The sequence below is a fragment of the Gloeocapsa sp. PCC 7428 genome (genome assembly GCF_000317555.1).
Lineage (GTDB): Bacteria > Cyanobacteriota > Cyanobacteriia > Cyanobacteriales > Chroococcidiopsidaceae > Chroogloeocystis.
The window spans coordinates 5,414,396-5,431,448 of record NC_019745.1; the positions used below are offsets into that span (position 1 = coordinate 5,414,396).

The 17,053-nt window shown below is 42.1% G+C and carries 21 protein-coding genes and 1 pseudogene; 7 read left to right on the forward strand and 15 right to left on the reverse strand.

Annotation, left to right across the window (positions count from 1 at the left end):
- Window positions 1-24: 24 nt before the first annotated feature.
- Window positions 25-1,020 (reverse strand): L-lactate dehydrogenase, encoded by a 996-nt coding sequence (locus GLO7428_RS23830; RefSeq protein ID WP_015191152.1) that lies wholly within the window; start codon window positions 1,018-1,020, stop codon window positions 25-27.
- Window positions 1,021-1,196: 176 nt separating this feature from the next.
- Here GLO7428_RS23830 and GLO7428_RS23835 point away from each other — a divergent pair, with 176 nt between their 5' ends.
- The 6 genes from GLO7428_RS23835 (at window position 1,197) to GLO7428_RS23860 (ending at window position 5,833) form a co-directional block, all read left to right on the forward strand.
- Window positions 1,197-1,382 (forward strand): hypothetical protein, encoded by a 186-nt coding sequence (locus GLO7428_RS23835; RefSeq protein ID WP_015191153.1) that lies wholly within the window; start codon window positions 1,197-1,199, stop codon window positions 1,380-1,382.
- Between the two features lie 417 nt (window positions 1,383-1,799).
- The gene (locus tag GLO7428_RS23840; protein WP_015191154.1) at window positions 1,800-3,362 is read left to right on the forward strand and encodes an NAD(P)/FAD-dependent oxidoreductase; all 1,563 of its coding nucleotides are present in this window, start codon (window positions 1,800-1,802) and stop codon (window positions 3,360-3,362) included.
- A 192-nt stretch (window positions 3,363-3,554) separates the two neighbouring features.
- Window positions 3,555-3,824, forward strand: coding sequence for a hypothetical protein (locus tag GLO7428_RS23845; RefSeq protein WP_015191155.1), 270 nt, complete (start codon window positions 3,555-3,557; stop codon window positions 3,822-3,824).
- Window positions 3,825-3,858: 34 nt separating this feature from the next.
- Window positions 3,859-4,236 carry a hypothetical protein gene (locus GLO7428_RS23850; RefSeq protein ID WP_015191156.1) on the forward strand — a complete coding sequence of 126 codons (378 nt, stop codon included), beginning with the start codon at window positions 3,859-3,861 and terminating at the stop codon, window positions 4,234-4,236.
- Window positions 4,237-4,410: 174 nt separating this feature from the next.
- Entirely contained in the window at window positions 4,411-4,785 is a 375-nt protein-coding gene (locus GLO7428_RS23855; RefSeq protein ID WP_015191157.1) for a hypothetical protein, read from the forward strand.
- Window positions 4,786-4,981: 196 nt separating this feature from the next.
- Complete coding sequence (locus GLO7428_RS23860) at window positions 4,982-5,833, forward strand: FkbM family methyltransferase (protein WP_155823870.1); 852 nt, start codon at window positions 4,982-4,984, stop codon at window positions 5,831-5,833.
- A gap of 20 nt (window positions 5,834-5,853) precedes the next feature.
- Here the strand turns inward: GLO7428_RS23860 and GLO7428_RS23865 are convergent, their stop codons facing one another.
- The 4 genes from GLO7428_RS23865 to GLO7428_RS28080 form a co-directional block, all read right to left on the reverse strand.
- Window positions 5,854-6,549 (reverse strand): gamma-glutamylcyclotransferase, encoded by a 696-nt coding sequence (locus GLO7428_RS23865; protein WP_015191159.1) that lies wholly within the window; start codon window positions 6,547-6,549, stop codon window positions 5,854-5,856.
- Window positions 6,550-6,813: 264 nt separating this feature from the next.
- Entirely contained in the window at window positions 6,814-7,545 is a 732-nt protein-coding gene (locus tag GLO7428_RS23870; protein WP_015191160.1) for a DUF1995 family protein, read from the reverse strand.
- A 151-nt stretch (window positions 7,546-7,696) separates the two neighbouring features.
- Window positions 7,697-9,115, reverse strand: coding sequence for an amidohydrolase (locus GLO7428_RS23875; RefSeq protein WP_015191161.1), 1,419 nt, complete (start codon window positions 9,113-9,115; stop codon window positions 7,697-7,699).
- A gap of 16 nt (window positions 9,116-9,131) precedes the next feature.
- The gene (locus GLO7428_RS28080; RefSeq protein WP_015191162.1) at window positions 9,132-9,341 is read right to left on the reverse strand and encodes a hypothetical protein; all 210 of its coding nucleotides are present in this window, start codon (window positions 9,339-9,341) and stop codon (window positions 9,132-9,134) included.
- A gap of 373 nt (window positions 9,342-9,714) precedes the next feature.
- Here GLO7428_RS28080 and GLO7428_RS23880 point away from each other — a divergent pair, with 373 nt between their 5' ends.
- Complete coding sequence (locus tag GLO7428_RS23880) at window positions 9,715-10,929, forward strand: outer membrane protein (RefSeq protein ID WP_196797421.1); 1,215 nt, start codon at window positions 9,715-9,717, stop codon at window positions 10,927-10,929.
- 331 nt (window positions 10,930-11,260) lie between these two features.
- Here GLO7428_RS23880 and GLO7428_RS23885 read toward each other — a convergent pair whose 3' ends face one another.
- The 10 genes and pseudogenes from GLO7428_RS23885 to GLO7428_RS23930 all read right to left on the reverse strand — a co-directional run bounded on the left by GLO7428_RS23885 (window position 11,261) and on the right by GLO7428_RS23930 (window position 16,769).
- Complete coding sequence (locus tag GLO7428_RS23885; protein WP_015191164.1) at window positions 11,261-11,806, reverse strand: N-acetyltransferase; 546 nt, start codon at window positions 11,804-11,806, stop codon at window positions 11,261-11,263.
- A 212-nt stretch (window positions 11,807-12,018) separates the two neighbouring features.
- The gene (locus GLO7428_RS23890) at window positions 12,019-12,537 is read right to left on the reverse strand and encodes a GNAT family N-acetyltransferase (RefSeq protein ID WP_015191165.1); all 519 of its coding nucleotides are present in this window, start codon (window positions 12,535-12,537) and stop codon (window positions 12,019-12,021) included.
- 193 nt (window positions 12,538-12,730) lie between these two features.
- Window positions 12,731-12,919, reverse strand: a pseudogene (locus tag GLO7428_RS27025) (peptide deformylase); the annotation flags it as partial.
- Between the two features lie 90 nt (window positions 12,920-13,009).
- On the reverse strand, window positions 13,010-13,417 hold the full coding sequence (locus GLO7428_RS23895; protein ID WP_015191166.1) for a PIN domain-containing protein: 408 nt from the start codon (window positions 13,415-13,417) through the stop codon (window positions 13,010-13,012).
- Window positions 13,404-13,646 (reverse strand): antitoxin family protein, encoded by a 243-nt coding sequence (locus tag GLO7428_RS23900; protein WP_015191167.1) that lies wholly within the window; start codon window positions 13,644-13,646, stop codon window positions 13,404-13,406. Before GLO7428_RS23900 ends, GLO7428_RS23895 begins: the two co-directional genes overlap by 14 nt.
- A 230-nt stretch (window positions 13,647-13,876) precedes the next feature.
- The gene (locus GLO7428_RS23910; protein ID WP_015191168.1) at window positions 13,877-14,098 is read right to left on the reverse strand and encodes a type II toxin-antitoxin system Phd/YefM family antitoxin; all 222 of its coding nucleotides are present in this window, start codon (window positions 14,096-14,098) and stop codon (window positions 13,877-13,879) included.
- A gap of 234 nt (window positions 14,099-14,332) precedes the next feature.
- Complete coding sequence (locus tag GLO7428_RS23915; RefSeq protein WP_231295525.1) at window positions 14,333-14,563, reverse strand: hypothetical protein; 231 nt, start codon at window positions 14,561-14,563, stop codon at window positions 14,333-14,335.
- Between the two features lie 114 nt (window positions 14,564-14,677).
- Window positions 14,678-14,815, reverse strand: coding sequence for a hypothetical protein (locus tag GLO7428_RS28665; RefSeq protein WP_196797422.1), 138 nt, complete (start codon window positions 14,813-14,815; stop codon window positions 14,678-14,680).
- A gap of 118 nt (window positions 14,816-14,933) precedes the next feature.
- Window positions 14,934-15,467: a peptide deformylase gene (gene def / locus GLO7428_RS23925; protein WP_015191169.1), complete on the reverse strand. Its 534-nt coding sequence runs from the start codon at window positions 15,465-15,467 to the stop codon at window positions 14,934-14,936.
- 6 nt (window positions 15,468-15,473) lie between these two features.
- A complete protein-coding gene (locus GLO7428_RS23930) occupies window positions 15,474-16,769 on the reverse strand; it encodes an HhoA/HhoB/HtrA family serine endopeptidase (RefSeq protein ID WP_155824085.1) in 1,296 nt (431 codons plus the stop codon).
- Between the last annotated feature and the right edge of the window lie 284 nt (window positions 16,770-17,053).

Here is a 17,053-nt window from a genome sequence, read left to right on the forward strand (position 1 = left end):
GCGATCGCGCTTTTCTTAGAAGAATCAAATATCTAGCTGCTCAATAGTCTGGCGAAGAACTTTACCCGAATGTTGTAATTGCTCTAGTTCAGTTGAATTTAACGCCAGATTCAGAACCCTCGTTACGCCCTCGCGGTTAACTACCGCAGGTAAACTCAAACACACATCATTGATACCATGAATACCGTTAATCAAACTGCTGACAGTTAAAACTCGGTTTTGATTGCGTAAGATTGACTGTACAATTTGGGCTACTGCTAAACCAATCGCGTAGGAAGTTGCGCCTTTACGCTGGATTATTTCGTAAGCAGCGTTCTTGACTTGTGCAAAAATTTCTTGTAGCTGTGGCTCGATTGGTTTACCTGGTTCATAATTTTCATCAAGAAGATGCATTCCCGATATATTGACCTTACTCCAAACTGCAACTTCGCTGTCACCGTGTTCGCCAATAATATAAGCGTGTAAACTACGCGGATCAAGTTGTAACTTTTCAGCTAACAAGTAGCGAAAACGCGCCGTATCTAAAACGGTTCCCGAACCAATCACACTAGAACTAGGTAGCCCAGAAATTTTGCGACAGACATACGTCATAATGTCTACTGGATTGGTAACAATCAGCAAAATTGCTGTGGAACAGAATTTAACAACTTCTGGAATTAAGTTTTGAAAAATTTCTACATTTCTATTCACTAAATCTAAGCGAGATTCTCCTGGCTTTTGCTTGGCTCCAGCCGTGATAATCACAATATCTGCATTCTCACCATCAGCTAAAGTTCCCGCTCTAATGAGTGTTGGTTCAACAAAAGGTAATCCATGATTTAAATCCATGACTTCCCCTTCTAATTTATGCTGATTGACATCAACGATAATCATTTCATCGAGGAGATTTTGAATAAGTAGAGAATAAGCACAAGCCATCCCTACTTGACCTGCACCAATAATGACTCCTTTACGAGGTTGGCGAACAATCGGCGAAAATTTTTCTTCTGATGAGGATGTAAATAAGTTGTCAAAAACCATACAATTAACCGCTGTATTAAGTACATCTCTGCGCTCTGTTTAGGGCAAATATAAGTTTTGATAATATCGTTATATAGCCCCTAAACTTCATCTTTCTCAGGGTACAGGATTTTCGGCAAACCGTAGTGCAAACATCATAAATTATGGCTGCAACTCTATAGCTATGGAGAAGTGCAATGATGAACAATACAAAAGCAACGAACGAAGATTGGTTTAATGTAGGGAAATCTGATGCCTATGCGGGAAAACCTAAAACGCCACCAGAAGATGCTGAATCGGCAAGTATGTATGACCTAGGTTATAGTGAAGGCGAAATTACCCGTCCGCCAACTGAAACTCCAGAAACTGAAGAGAAAGAGTAGTTAGACAGCACCTAACGCTAAAGTTATTGTGCATCAACGCGATCGCACAGCATCACTCTGCATAATATTAAATAAGTTGTATACCTTTATTGTTGACATAACTTATAGCTCTAGCCGCTAGACTTGACCGTCAGAATTGCAGTAAACTTAAATCAGTTTATAGCTTGAAGTGGCACGAACCTAAGTAACCTCAGCCAGAAGCAAGCCAAGTTAAGAGCAACCTTGTTGAGTGTGACATCATCGTCAGAACTTGGTTGTCGAAATAAGAGTCAATTGAATCGGTAAAATAGAATACTTCAGTCTGCTGGAATAAACATGGCAAATACTGGCTGACAACTTGATTCAAGCCATACTGCATACTATCGATCTACGACTAGTAGTATCGTTTAACACTATCGCCAGAGACAGGAGGCTTAAATGGAAAGCTTCGATTTTGTGATTCTGGGAGCAGGATTAGGTGGACTTTCAGCAGCAGCGTGTTTAACTCGGCAAGGACATCAAGTAGCAGTACTAGAAAAACACTACTTACCTGGTGGATGCTGCCATACCTTCGATTACGGCGAATATAGCTTTTGTGCTGACGTACACTATATTTCACAATGCGCTTCAGGACAAGCGATCGCGCAGTTTCTCAATTACATTGAACGCGATGTCGAATTTAACTCGCTCGATCCTGACTGTATTGACCGAGTGATTACACCCGAAGCTGATTTTAAAATTCCTTTAGGATGGGAGAACTTGCGATCGCGCCTTGTAGCAACTTTTCCCGAAGAAACGGACGCGATCAACCGTTATTGCGATGCCATTAAACAATTACATCAAGAAATGCACAGTTTAGTGCGCGAGGTCAGTTGGTTCGATCAAAAATGGTCTGATTGGTTAAAACTACCGAAATACTGGAACTTATTTACTAAGCGTAATTGGACGCTACAAGACCTCTACAATCGCGTCGGGCTATCGCCAAAGCTGCAAGCTATCTTAGCAGGTCAAAGTGGCGATTATGCCCTTCCACCGAATGAAATCGCCTTGCTAACGCATACTGCGCTTGTTTGGGACTATTCTGAAGGTGCTTATTATCCGAAGCATCACTTCAAGCACTTTGTAGAAACGATTGTTGAAGCTATCAAAGCAGGCGGTGGTGTTGTGCAATTATCCACTCCAGTCGAACACATTGAAGTCAAACAGCGCCAAGTGCAAAGCGTCACTGCTGGAGGGAAAACTTATCAAGCAAGTGTTGCTTACATTAGCGACCTTGACCCAAAACTAACGGTACAGTTGATGCATAACACCCATGCATTAAGTCAGCAAGAATTGAAGCGTCTGACAGGTTATGAATATTCAGCCAGTGCTTTCAACATTTACTTAGGTTTAGATTCCAGGTTTGACCCGCAAAGATATGGCATTGGCAACTGGAATATTTGGTATTACCCTAACAGCGACCTCAATCAAGCGTATCAACAACAATTATTAGGTAACTTGCATCATCCTTGGATTTTCCTCTCTTGTCCTACAATGAAATCGCATGAACCAGGAATGGCTCCTCACGGTCATCATGTTTTAGAAATTGCGACTGTTTGTCCTTATGAGCCATTTAAACAGTTGCATGATGATCCAAAAGCTTACAAAGCCAAAAAGCGCGAAGTTTATCAGCAGATCATGGCAAGTGTGCGCGATTTGATTCCGGATGTTGATACTTACGCTCGGATGAAAGTTCCTGGTACTCCGACAACGAGTGAATATTATTTAGGACAACCGCAGGGGAATATCTATGGTGCAAAGCTTACACCAAGGCAGGTAGGCTTAAATCGTCTGGGATATCACACCGAATTGCCAAATCTTTTCTTAGTGGGAGCTAGTGCAGGCTATCCCAGTGTACCTGGCGTGATTGGTAATGGCATGGATGTGGTGGAACTGCTGACAGGGCAATCTGTCTGGAATCATCAAAAGGCGATCGCATCCGAGGAGTTAGTGTACCAATAAACTGCGATCGTTGTAAGTGGCTGAAACTCTTTATCTATAAGCTTTTTTTAATCAAAAAGCCCAAATCGAATTGCATTCAATTTCCCCCAATTCAGTACAGATGTACTATAATAAATGAAGTAGATTCATCGAGCCTCCGCATAAGCAATCAATGGCTCTACGGCGTATTAACCAAAGATGGACTCAAGCCCTATGACGAAACACTATCTTCTTAGCCTTAATCCAACAGCCAAGCATGACTGGGATCGTTGCGCTTTACGCGATCCGATTACCGCTAAGCGCCCAGAGCTAGCAAAATTGATTGCCGAAGCTGTTGGTGCAGAACCAGGTACTTACCTTGTGTCTGTCAACATCGAAGTTAAAGTTTTGGAGCAGGCTCCCATGTATCAAACCGAGCAGCTACCAATTAACCCGACAGAACGTGCATCTACCCACGCTCAATTTAAAGAACTAGCCGCATAAACGTATCTCCTAACCCTGATCTCAGATCCCTCGTATGATGACAATGCAACTGAGTCATTACCCTGCGGCGATCGCCCAAGCTGCACAACGGGTAAACGAACTTGACTCGCAAATGATGGCGGTGCAACAACTGATTAACCGCGAAGAAGGCAATGCTGACACGCGCTCAGCGTTTGATCCAGAATTAAAAAATGACACGCAACGGCGATCGCGTCGCTTCGAGTTGCTATTAGTGAATCAAGAATACCAAACCGCACTTAATACATTAATTCAGTTAAATGCAGAAAAAGCCAACGCGCTGGCACACTTAGAATACCTTCGCAATCAGTTCAGCGTTGCTAAACTAGAGTGTCGGCGAGCGATCGCGCAACAACTCACCGATTTTGAATCGAGAGAATTAGTTGGTTTGTAACTTTAAGTACAAACTGCTTGTCATATTGCCAACAATCTAGTCATAATAATTCGTCAAGCAGTGAAGCAATCTTCGCTGCTTTTTTGGCATTTGTCGCTAGCATTCCTGAAAATGAGGAATTGTTGAGTGCGCTATTCTTCAATCAAAATAGAGTAAGTTAGTTGCAATCGTTTCATGACTCAAGTTACACCAGAAGACATTGCCAAATTTCGGGAAAAACTACAAAATCCCGACGCCGCAACCGCACTTGCAGAAATCGAAGATTGTGAGGGTAATCTCGAAGATGCCGCAATGGTGCTAGCAATTCGAGTTGGGCAACAACCCGATATCGCCAATGCAGAATGGTTAGAAAGCTTAGCGAAGAAATGTCGGGCGATTATTTGCCGCGAAGAAAACAGAAACGCCTTATTTACTGAAGACTACGCTGCTGTAATGAGATCCTTAGCTACAACAAAAATTTGTCCACCGCTTTTAGTCACTCCGGTTTTAATGTATGTACTACAACAGGGTGTAGACAGCTTTTGTGAACCACTCGACACTATATCTTAAAATCGCATAACAGTTAGGTCACTAATTAATACTTCAGTTGCTAAGTACTCACAAGCGGCAAAACACCTTAATTTTTATGTATCGACAGGTGTTTCTTTTGTGATGAATATGGTATGAGCAATTGTTGCCTAAAGTAGGATCAAACCTTTGAGCACTTGAGTAGTGCCAAAACTAAATAAGCTTAAAAGCGCTCAATTTGAGTTGGATAAATAAAAAAAATAATACAAATGAAGTTTGTTCTTTAGAATTGGAGAAATATCAAATGTTTGATGTCGCAAATGTTATAAAAAAAATATCTTTATTTGATACAACAAATTATAGAACAAGAGTCAGCACGATAAAGAAACTACCTATCGGAACTGACCAGCATATCTATACCTCTAAGCTGGCTGACTCTTCACGGATTGAAGTTATATTTGATATAGGAGCTAACATAGGTCAAACTGCCACTAAATTTGCGCAAAGTTTTCCTAAAGCAAAAATCTTTTCCTTTGAACCAGTTGCAGCAACGTTTAAACAGCTAAAAGAAAACACAAAAAAAAATTCTAGTATCAGTTGCTTTCAAATAGGCTTAGGTCCTGAATCAGGAAAGCATAAGATTTTTTTAAATTCAAACTCTCAATGTAATTCTTTCCTTTTTGATGCAAATAACAGAACAAATGATGTATATGAAGAAGTTTTCGTCAAAACAATTGAGCAATTTTGTGAAGAAAATAGTATAAACAAAATTGATATACTAAAAACTGATACTGAAGGATTTGATTTAAAAGTTATTCAAGGAGCCGAGGCTTTATTAAAAAAACAGCAGATTTTATTTATCCTGTCTGAAGTGGGCTTTCATCCTTCGGATACTTTACACACTAATTTTTTTAAACTCAAATCATATTTAGAACAGTTCAATTTTGAATTTATCGGTTTTTATGATTTTGGTTACTCAAAAAAAGGTAGCTTGAAATATTGCAATGCACTATTTCAAAATAAGCGTTTGAATCAAAACACAGAGACATCTGAAAGTTTCAGTAAATCTCTAGCTAATCTGAGTACGTAAGAATATAAAATGATAACTTTTTAAACAAGTGTTGTTGATGATTGTTGTCTAGCTATAACTTCTTTTTGTAGTTTTAGTAGTTGTTTGTCTTGAATACCGTATTGCATCAAACCATTAACGGTTTGTAAGAGATAATCAGCGCAAGTACCAAGTTTTCCGTTAGCTGTTGCTAGACTGTTAACAACAACTTCAGAAGAGATATCTCCTGTATACATAACATGATTGTGATTAATGGTGAAAGCGATCGCATCCCAACGTTCTTTGCCATCAACGACTTTTACCCAACGCGGAGTATACGAACCAACCACCATTTCTCGCCGCCAGAGAATGAGTAATTCTGTGAGGACATCTTCTGCTGGAATGCGATAGGCAATACCGCGACAACTTCCGCCGCGATCGAGTCCTAACATTAAGCCTGGATTTTCCGGTGTTCCTCTGCCAAGTGGCGTCCACAAACAAAAGCGACGATGCCATCCATAAATCATCCCCACACGGCGATCGCTAAACTTCACCGTCGGGTTCCAAATCAACGAACCATACGCAAAAATCCAAACGTCAGAGTGCGATCGCCCCTTGAGAATATCTTGTATCGATTGCTCTAGCTCAGTTTCATTTAAAACACGCAGATCCAACCCAGATTGTAAAACTAGCTCCTGTAATTTTCGTGATTCCAGGTAAGCACGCGTTAGCGCAATCATTCCTTGACCGTCACTCATGACACATCCATCAATCAATTATTTCAGCGCGATCGTCACTGCATTTTAACCAACAAACCTCAGTTATTGTCGTTTATTAGAACTTTTAACGCAGTAGCAACGGTATCAAAGCAGAGTTATAAATTTTGAATTTGAGAAAACATATAGCAGGGGTCAGAGATCAGAGGTCAGGGAGTTAAAGAAGCAGAGGTGCAGAGGAGAGGCTACAGAGGAGGAATAGTGTTTTAGATAACTCAAAACTCATCACTCAAAACTCTCTCAGCTTCATCGACTCAAGGTGCGCAAAAATCGTTGCATACTTGCGAATATTCCAGGTTTTTTCGCCTGTACAGAATCACTAACCTGTTGCGGACTATTCCCAGACAAAATTAAGTCAACTTCATCACCCATGGGTTTCTTTGGTTGTTCAGCAATTAATTGATATTCACCATCTTTATTTTCTTGCCAAACTTGCCAAGGCGAAGGATAGCAACGAAATACGGCTGCACCATCGAGTGGGCGTAAATGATAGCAAGATTCAATCGTATTGAGAAAACGCGCCCGTAACTGTCGCCCTGCATAGCCGATACCAACGATCGAAACATCTTCTAGGCGAGGATTCAGTAAAATAAAAGGTCTTTCTCCCACAGCTTGATGCAACTTTTCTACCTGCGCAACTTCAACTGCGGAAGGTGCAACTAATAAAAATGCTTCATCTTCAGGCAAAACTTGCTGATCGACAGGTACTCTTCCAGTTCCAATATCTAGAATTTTAAATGGTACTGATCCCCAATCACGACGTGCCAGCGCCGCAGCACCAGCATCAGGAAAGAAAACTTTGAGTTGATTGCCAAAAGAGTCTAACGCTGGCAGAAATTGCTCAGCAACTGGCATCGGGTTAAGTTCTGGGATGAGAATCTCAATTTGTAGTAAAGAATAACCATCTGCGATCGCTGCTTGTGTTGCGCCTTGGGCTTGGGCGATCGCCTGTTCCAGTGTTGTCGGAATTTCTGCCATGATCTCGTGTTTCCTTGCTGCTACGATCTAGCTTACATCGAGTCGCACAGGCATCTTAAATTATGCGATCGCCTAAAAATAGACATCCGGCACGAATCGGTGCATCTAGGTAAATTCTATTCAGCAGGCAGTTCGGACTCACGCAAAAAGTTTACTCGTTCAGTAATTCCATTGTCATAACCGACGCGACCTTTGTTCCAAATGGAACGGCGTTGAGATCGACTTGAAAGTTACTGTTATGGTTTGAGAAAGGAACTGTTTTGCCTTCTGCTCTGGCTTTAGCAAAGAGCGCAGGTTCAGCAACACCAACGAAGACAAAGCCTACCTGAATATTCTTATTGTCGCCTTTAAGCAAATGAACATCTTCTGAGCCTGTAGTACCTGGAAAATCAGCAATCAGTTTGTTGGCTCCAACTAAATTTGCCAATTGAGGATTGATGCGGTCAATTACTGCTTGGTCATTCACCAATGGAGTTGAACCACCCTTTGTCGTCAAGGTTGGCAATTGATCCTCTGGCATTCCATAAGCACGCGCAATCGACTCATTGACAGACTTAATTCCCTGCACCATTGTTTTTCGGACTTCTGGGTTGAACCAGCGCAAACTGAGTCTCAGCAACGCTTCTCCTGGAATCACGTTATTCGCCTCTCCTGCTTGAACTGCTCCCACCGTAATCACAGCGGCTTCTTGAGGATTAATCGCCCGTGCCACGATTGACTGATACTGTGTAATTGCGTGAGCAGCCATGAGAATCGGATCTTTTGCGAGATGAGGTGAAGAACCGTGCCCTCCCACACCTTTGAACACAATATCGATCGGATCGCTGCCTGCTGTTCGGATTCCTGGTACGCTGGCGATTATTCCTGTAGGACCAGGGGCACTGTGCATCCCCAGCAAGAAGTCAGGGACAGGAACACTATAGCGAGTGTAGAGACCATCTTCAACCATTGCTCTTGCTCCTGCGACGCCTTCTTCCGCAGGCTGCCCGACTAAAATTAGTGTCCCTTTCCAGTTAGATTTCAGGTCTACCATTGCCTTTGCCAATCCCAACATCCAAACGGTATGGGCATCATGACCACAAGCGTGCATGACAGGTCTTTCGCTACCATCTGGCATCTCTGCCCGCTTGGTACTGGCGTAAGGAAGCCCTGTTGTCTCTTGTACAGGCAGCGCATCTAGATCTGCTCGATACATCACTTTAGGACCATCGCCATTGCGCAGAATTCCCACGACTCCGGTTTTGGCAATTCCTGTTTTGACCTCGTAGCCTAATGCTTTTAGTTCCTTCGCCACGATCGCTGCTGTGCGAGTTTCCATGAACGCTAATTCTGGGTTCTGGTGGATGTCTTTGAATAGATTAATCAGGCGATCGCGATCTTTGTCGATCGTTGCTAGCAAGCGATCAAAATAAGCTGGTTTTACGGCTGGTGTACCTGTAAAAGGCTTTTGTGCCTGAGCGGGATGCAAACTTAAAAGCAGCAGGGTTAACCCTAGAAGCAAGCTACTTGCAATTACCCCGATCATCGATTTCAACCATTGGTTAAGGAAGAAGTGACGGAAGCGGCTCATAGTGGTTACGGATTTTTTACACAATCTCGGTACGATCGGGCGAATGGGGAGCATTACCAAGCGCGATCGTTGGTAATGAGTTGCTGAGCTTAACAGCAGTAGACAAAGAATTTGGCTTTATTAACAATAGCGATTGAGCTAAGAAATAGACACCATATTGAGACAAGCTATGTAGCGTGGCGGTCGCGCAACACGGACAAACAAATGATTCTAGAGAAGGCAGCATAATGCGCCTCAAATATTGCAAGATTTCATAGGAATAATATAGTTCAATTGGAAACATCAACGATTTAATATAATTTTTTCTTAATAAGATATTTGCCTATTCTCGATTTAATATCTGTTGTTATAAAATCACGTTGCAATGTTATTAGCCTCGCAATATGGTATTTCAATAGTGTTACTAGTGTTTAGGAGAAACTTTTGTAATGAAAAATTTGATAGATTATCCGTTAAATTTGTATCTTTCAAAGTTAAGCTCATTAAATAAAATTAAAAGCTTTAACTTGCTTGAAAATATTTTAATTATGTTTTGTTGTAAAAAGATAAAAGTTGCAAGATAAAAACTTAACAAGAGCAAAATTAAGTTAATGTTTAAAATGAAAATAGAAAATCGTAAAAGTATCCAATGCAGTCAAACAAATCTAGTTTTTAAAGGCTATTTTCGAGATTTAAATAATTACTTACTGAAGCAGTGTTTGTTATCTACCAGCAGCGCTTTGTTGATCGCGCTTTCAGTGTCCCCTGTCTACGCAGAAAGCCAATTACCTATTTCTGACTCGACTGCTACGCTCAACACCGTGTCCGATCTGGAACAACATCGTCATTCCGCAGAAGCCCTAGAATTAGAAGCTGCCAGCTTATTGCCTAAACCTGCTGCTGAACCGGCAATTGAGTCTCACATTGCTGAGATAGCCTTCCCACTTCATGCAATGACCCAGGCAGATACTTCCACACTACAGCCTTCTCAACTCGCAGTAAGCGATCGCTGGCAATTTTCAGTCGAACCTTACGTTTTTGTTCCCTTCCGAGTTCAAGCTGATGCCACGGTTGCTGGACGCAGTGCCTCGATTGAATTGGGCTTAGGGAACATTTTAAATTTTGACCGTGCGTTTAATGCTGGAATTCGCTTGGAAGCTCAGAAAAATCGATTGGGACTTATTTTTGACGGGTTCTATGTTTCTGCACAGAACAGCGGAAATTTAGAAGTGACGTTTCCCCCAGGCAGTTTGCCAGGTATTGGAGCAAATATTCCTATCCCAGTTCAAACAAGTGCCGATGCCAGCTTATCAATTCGCCAAGGGTTAATCGATTTGGCAGCGTCCTACCGCGTTGTCGATACAACGCTAGGCGATTCAGCCGCAGCGCCAAAATCCTTTCCTCGTCTAGTTTTTGCTCCGAGTCTGGGACTCCGAATTAATATTTTGAGTCAAAAGCTTGAGGTTGATGACGTTCGCATCAACAATATTCCCGTCGGCAATCTTCCGCTGCCAATTTCGCTTCCGGTGAATCAAGACTTTCGCCTAAATAGAACGACGGTTGAGCCACTGATTGGCGCACAGATTGGATTAGATCTCTCTGAACGCTGGACAGTTGATCTTCGAGGTGATGTGTCTGGGTTTAATCTCAATGCCGATACAAACTTGACCTGGAATCTGCTAGTCGGTGCGCAGTATCAGCTATCTCCAAACACATCATTGCAACTTAGCTATCGCTTTAACGGTTTTGATTTTGAGGATGGATCGGGTCTGACGCGAGCCAACTTAAATTTACGTCAGAATGGGCTGTTACTCGGTGCAACATTCCACTTCTAAAGATTTATAAGTCGGTGAGAGGTTGAGTCTTGGCAGTGACCCCAAACCCCTTGACAGGTTTGTAGATGAACTATGGAGTGCTACTTGTGAGTTTGCAACAAACTGGGGCATTAAATTATAGATGACGAGTCGTATGCTCCCAGCTAAAATAAGTCTTAAATCTCAAATCTCTAATAAAACTTGTTATCGGCTAGCGTATTGGTTCGCAACGGCAATATTTTTGTAAATCAGTTGAGTGCCCCGTGCCGAGATCGCCCCATACTAGCCACTAAAATAACTCTAATACACATGCCACAATCGTCCAACCTTGGAACCATTGATGGATCTTGATTTAGCCCGCCGATGCTGCCACAGCACGACGCATCACATAGAGTGCATGTGTTTTGTTACCGAATTGTTGCGGTTCTGTTTTACAAATAATCTCGAATCCCAACCTTTTCCAAAATTGTAAGCCCAGCTCATTGGCTTCAACTACAGACAATGATACTTGCTTGACTGCCTGTTTTGATACCCAATTTTCAAACGCCTGATAAAACTCTAAGCCTAATCCTCGACCCCGCTGCTGGGGACTCAACATCATCAATCCTAACCACCATGTCTGATTGTCTGGATAATGACGAATCGATTCAATCATCCCAATTAGATCATTGTGTGGGTCAAATAATCCAAGAATATATTTGTCGTCCGTTGTTTTTCCATCTGGTACAGCATCAAATTCGTCACGTGCTGCCGTGGGTGAAGGAGGTTGACCATCAGTTAAAAGTGCAAATTCTGTGCATTGCTCGTAGAGAGTTTGCAGTACCACCGCATCTTCTGGTTTGAGGATCTTTACTAAGTAGCTGGGACGATTTAGAGCGAAACTTGCTGAATCATTCATACCTCATTATTAACAATATTTGCGATCGCATCACCAATAGCCTCAAGGTTATGCCCTAGAAATACCTATGGCAATTGCGATCTTTAACGCCAACAGATAGCTTTGCTGTACTGCCACTACTAAGATATAAAGTAGTCTAACGATGAAGGTGAGCAGTGATAAAAGAATTGTAAACGAAACGAAAAGACTCGATTCGCTGCTCTAATGCCGTGTTAGGTGGCATCCCCAAAGATTGCCCTACTATATCTGACTTCTGGTATCACAACACCAAAACGCTCAACCTCTTTGATAACTCCTTTCTCCAGCGAACAACCCATCTGCTCGTAAAAATGCCGAGCATTAACATTGTTATACAGAACCCACAACGTTATTCGGGTTGCACCTTGTGCAGCACAAATCTGTAAAACTGCTTCCCACAAGGCACTTCCGTATCCTCTTCGGTATTGATTTGGGAATAGATAGATTCCGTAAAGCTCTTTTGTCGATAAAGCATCATCGTCTCGGCTAACTCCTAAGGAAGCCCACCCAACCACCTGATCTTCGACTTGACAAACTAAATTAACCCTATCGTTGTTGTGTAGATTGTTGTACCAAATTTGCTCAAACTCATTGACCGACAAGTTATCAAGTAAGTCATCGGGCATAATTCCTCGATAAGATGTCCGCCAAGAAGCAACATGAATCTGGGCTAAGGTATTTACGTCTGATATCGCTGCTTCACGTATCCGCATCAACGTTATCAAATTATCAACAGTTTTTAGAATGCTTTGAGAACTGACTCCATTGTGGCTCAAGTTATCACACGAAACAGAAAAACTCTGCAAACTGTGAATATGCCCCTAATTTATATTTGCCCTGGCTTTAACAACTCCTTATCGACATCTTGAAAAGACTGCCCGATAATCTAAGCAACCCAACAAGTATTTATGAAGAATTAGCAACAATCCGCTTTTGATACTCTTGCTCAGTGACAAGATCTAAAGTAGTATCCACGCGATCTAAAAATACAATGCCATCGAGATGATCGAGTTCGTGTTGAAAGATGCGGGCGACAAAATCTGTTAATTCTTGCTTTTGAAGCTTACCGTTGCGATCGCTATATTCTACTTCAATCTACTGCTCTACTGATTAGAACGAAGCAGCATAATGGTTCTAAGTGGCAATAAATAACTTTATGCATGGGGCTTTTTATATTGTGCAGGTTCAGGAAATTTTGAACGGATTAACAACTTCTAGCCCATCGATGGTTAAGTATCCAAAATCTTCTGTGTATAGCGTCTGAACATTGGCTTCCAAGTAAGCAGCAATAATCATCGAATCCCAATGCGACAAACTAAAGCGGTTAATTAAATCTTCTACACGCTCAATAATCCTCCATGTGGGGAGAGCAGTATACCAAACTTGCTGTAAGTCTCTTATATACTGATATGCTTGGGATCTGTTATATCCCAGTGATTCGAGTTTGCGACTAGCTGCCAAATATTCACAAGCAACTTGCCATAGCAAAACACCTTCTGTCAATTCAGAAACAAGAAAAACTGCAATTTCTTGTTTGACTGGATCGCGGGGGTCGTTGACGTAAATTAGAATATTAGTGTCAACGGCGTTCATGCAACATTTCTCGCGTGAATCGAGGTGCATTAAGTGGAATTGGATTTTGCTGCATTCGCTCAACTAGTGATTTGAGAAGCTGTTGTTTAGTCTGTTTATCAGAAATTGGCGGCGACAAAACTTGAGGAGATTGAATAAATAAATCAACTTCAGTCCCTTCAGGCAACTCATAAGCTGATTGCAGTATAAATGCACCGTTACGGTAAACGGCTTTCAGAGATTTGGGCATAAGACAAATTTTTTAGTGATTGTACAGCCGTACCTTCAAGCATAGCTAATTGCTTCACCAACTTCTTAAACTAGTGGAAACCTTGACTGGTATTTAACAATTGCTTCCAAATTGAAATTGCACTCAAATAAACTTCATTGTCTGGATCGCGGATTGCATCCCGAACATTCGCTGATAACCGAGCATCACCACTAATGACCACAAAAAGATATGCATATCTAGCAAAATCCTCATTTGCTCTCAAATGTACTAATCAGATCTTCTGGCAAAGGAGCATCAAAGTCATCTGGAATGATAAACTCGCCTGCACACAAACCAAATGGTCTTAGCTGCTTATCCAGTTCAGCAATCGCCTTATCTGCTTGAACAATCACAAATGTTTCACCCGCCTCCACTTGACGCAGATACTTTAAAGGATTGCGCTGAATTTCATCAACTGTCACGCTTAACATACAAAGCCTCAGCGTAAGCTCAAAGGATAATATTTATCTGATTCAATTGTAGATGATGGGTCGTATGCTCCTAGCTAATAAAAGTCTTGAATCCCAATTTCTGATAAAACTTGTCAACGGCTAACGTATGGGTTCGCAACTCAATAGTTGATAGTGCTGATTGGCTTCATAAATCAGTGAAGTGACCAGGGTTGCATTAGGGTTGTTATACTACCCCTACAAATAACCGATAGACTACTTGTCTTCTGCAAGATTTTTTTCTTCAAACCCTAACCAGAATCGCACTATGTCTTCAACTTTTACCATTCGCTCAGGCGTCAAACGTCCTAATTTGCGTAGAAGCTTTGCATGAGGAATTGTAATGATGTTTTGCACCCCAAATCGCGAATCACGTGGACTTGTTGTATGTGGAATTAGAGTTGCTAATGCACGGTCTTGATTAAGAGCAGGAATACTAATTACCAAACACGGTCTACTTTCGCTACATAACCTAGATCAACTAGCCAAACTTCACTACGATCAAGACCACTCATACAGGGCTTCCTGCTCATCCAACTCTAGAAAAAGCCCTTCAGCATTCTAGACTAAATCTTCATCAGACAAGGACGGAAAATCTAAATCAACCGTCCGCTTTAGAATCTCCGATACTAGATCTAACCGTTCTAAGTCTGTCAAGCGATCAAAGGCGTCTAAAAGTTCTTGTACTGAAGCAGCCATAGCTGTTTACCTATAAATGTTAATAACATAAATATAGGCTTGGTAGGAATCTCAGCCAGCGTTTGACAACGACAATAAATTCTGGACATAGGTTTGGAACTCTCCTAAACTTCCATCGCTATCCCGCAGCGACGAACTGCTTTTGATACTCTTGCTCAGTGACAATATCTAAAGTACTCTCCAGGCGATCTAAAAATACAATCCCATCGAGATGGTCGAGTTCGTGTTGAAAGATGCGGGCGACAAAATCTGTTAATTCTTGCTTTTGAAGCTTACCGTTGCGATCGCTATATTCCACTTCGATAGCTTGATAGCGCGGTACTAACCCCCGAATACCTGGAATACTCAAACAACCTTCCCAGCCTTTCACGACTTCCGTCGAGTGCGCTAAGATTTTGGGATTGATCATCGCAGTCGCATCCATTGTCGGAGCATTAGGATACCGAGGATTCGGGCGAGAAGCCACAATAAACAAGCGACAAGCCTCGGCGACTTGTGGCGCAGCAATTCCGACACCGTTTGCTTGCCCAACAGTTGCGATTAAATCATCAACTAGAGTTTGGATGCGTTGATCTCGAATATTTTCAACGTCTTGTGCTTTGGTACGAAGTAAGGGATGACCAAGCTGTACAACTTCTCGTATTTCTGCCATAAGTCATTAACTTTCAGTTTGCACAGGAAGATTTTCCAGCCGCACGGCTACTTGCTGAGATTGTCCATTGCGTTGGACGCCGATTTGCATTTGGCTACCTACCTGACTACCTGCAACTAAGCGCTGTACTTCCTCGGTTGTTGTGACAGGTTGATTGTTGATTGTTTGGATAACATCACCAGCGCGCAATCCAGCCCGTGCAGCAGGAGAATCAGGAATAACACGAATAATCAAAATTCCTTGATCTGTGGTGACATCGATCTCACCACCAGTTTCAATTTCAAGTTGCTGCCTTAGTTCTGGTGTGATTGTCGCCATTTGTACACCCAAATAAGCGTGTTGTACTTCACCAGTCGCGATTAGTTGTTGAGAAATATTTTGTACTGTGTTGATGGGAATCGCAAATCCCAGCCCTTGCGCGCCGCTGATGATCGCTGTATTCATACCGATAACTTCCCCACGCGCATTGAGCAAAGGACCGCCTGAGTTACCTGGATTAATTGCTGTATCAGTTTGAATCAAATCAACCCGCTTATCAGAAACACCGATGTCACTTGTAGAGCGTTCAGTCGAACTAATAATCCCTGCTGTTACCGTGTTGTCTAGCCCTAACGGATTACCGATCGCAATCACCCATTCACCTGGTTGTAGTGTTTCTGAGTTACCAATAGGCACAACAGGTAAGTCGCTGGCTTGAACTTGAATAACTGCAACATCTGTCACCGTATCTTGTCCTACCACTTCTCCCTCAAACGTACGACCGTCTTTGAGCGTGACACTAACGCGATCGGCACCATCGACAACGTGCGCATTCGTTAAAATCTGACCCGACGCATTAATAATAAATCCTGATCCTGTACCACGTACAACTCGCTGTCTCGGTTGGGCTGGGTTCGGCTGAATTCCAAAGAATCTGCGCAAAATTGGGTCATCAAGTTCTGCGGGTAGCTGTCGCGAGACTGTCCTCGCCGCATTAATTCGTACCACCGCAGGTCCTACCTTTTGCACGGCTGCAACAACAAAATTCGGGTCTGTCGGGGCGATCGCCGCTGTTGTATTTGCCGCAGGTTGCTGTGGAGTTGGTTGCGCGTTCGATTGTTCGGTCTGCGTCATATTTCCAGGTCGCGCACACCCACTAAGACTCACTAACCCAATTCCTGTTAGTAATGTTAAAACATAACCAACATTTTGCCGCTGTAATAGTGCTAATAAATTACGTTTTCTGTGGGATGTGTCATCTTGAGCGTAGTTTGTGTAAATATTTGTAGCTTGTGGGTCAATATTGCGGCGGTTTATGGTCATTTGTTTTTGCAGTTTTCTAAAATTTCCGCTTTTATGAGTACCTTGCGGCATGATTGTTAATGTCTCAATATATTTAGTGTAGAAAAACTAAGAAACAGCTAGCATAGCTTAAGCAAAACATTTTACTTAAGTATCGTAATTTTATAGTTATTTTTAGCTATTGCGAGGCACTACGATATTCTTGAATAGCTATATGGCTAATCATACAAGCTACCGGAGATAGTTGCCAAGCTTAGTAGAGTAGATGCTAAATTGGTTGCCTATATGCGTTTTTTTGCTAGCGG